The sequence below is a fragment of the Frankia sp. CcWB2 genome, from assembly GCF_977927585.1.
In genome coordinates this window covers 1-1,163 of record NZ_CDWRCM010000046.1, presented here as the reverse complement: position 1 = coordinate 1,163, position 1,163 = coordinate 1, and the positions used below count along the sequence as shown (strand labels likewise).

General features: G+C 69.9%; 2 protein-coding genes. Both read left to right on the top strand.

Annotated features, from left to right (window positions below):
- Positions 1-334 (top strand): hypothetical protein (locus ACY45C_RS07205; RefSeq protein WP_462186859.1); only part of this gene is annotated, 334 nt, incomplete at its 5' end.
- A 35-nt stretch (positions 335-369) separates the two neighbouring features.
- Positions 370-1,163: SRPBCC family protein (locus ACY45C_RS07200; protein WP_462186858.1), on the top strand; the 794-nt coding region annotated here is incomplete at its 3' end.

Sequence of the window (1,163 nt, the reverse complement as noted above, 5' to 3'; positions counted from 1 at the left end):
GGTGACCGGGGCCGTCAAAGGGGTGACCGGGGCCGTGCCGGAGGCCGCCGCACCCGGCCGGGGCGAAGGAGAGGGCGAGAAGCTGGCGCCCGCCGCGGCGGAATCCGAGGAGGGCACCTCGGGCGGGCAGACCGAGCAGCGTGGGCAGACCGAGCAGCGTGGGCAGGCGGAGCAGACCGAGCAGGGCGAGCGGTCGGAGCAACGGGCGGCCGGTGAGGGAGCGGCGCCCGAGGCTGTGGCGCAGTCCGGTGCGCAGCGCCGTTCTTCGCCCGGACGTTCGGCGGGGCCGCGCCGCGCCGCGCGTGGCCGGCAGAACGTCACCTCCGAGCGGTGACATCCGAGGGACGGTCCGATCGACGAGGAGCGGAGATGACGCAGACGACAGAGCGGCCGACGACGAAGCCACCGGCGCAGGGTTTTCTCGGTGCCCTGCGTGACAGCCCGGCGACCAAGAGCCTGCTCGACGAGACGAAGAACTTGGCGAAGGCGGGTGGGGCGCACCTGGTCGGCAGGACGGCGCAGCGGCTCACCTCGAGCACGGAGAAACTCCACGGGCTGGCCGAGAGGAACGGCAAGGAGGGTAAGCTCTCCCCGCTCGCCGAGGGCGTCCAGCGGCTGGTCAAGGGGGAACCGCCGACGAAGACGGCCTTCAGGACCGTGGCCTCGGCGATGCGCGAGAAGGCGAAGGGGGCGCTGAAGATCGGCCGCGGGAAGCGCGGCGGTAAGAGCGGGCCACTCAAAGCCACGAACATCGAGGAGACGGTGGACGTCGGTGTCCCGGTGTCCGTCGCCTACGACCAGTGGACGCAGTTCCCGGATTTCGCCCGTTTCATGAAGGGCGTGGAGGCGGTGGAAGCGAAGAGCGAGACCGAGCAGAACTGGCGGGTCAAGGTCTTCAAGTCCCGACGCAGCTGGAAGGCGACCGTCCAAGAGCAGATCCCGGACCGGCGGATCGCTTGGACGTCCGAGGGCGGAAAGGGCTCCACCAGGGGCGCCGTCACTTTTCATCCGCTCGCTGACGACCTCACCCGGATCCTGCTGGCCATAGAATACTATCCCAGCGGGTTCGTCGAGAGGACGGGGAATATCTGGCGTGCCGGCGGCCGGCGGGCCCGCCTCGATCTCAAGCATTTCCGCCGGTTCATCATGATGCAGGGCAAGGC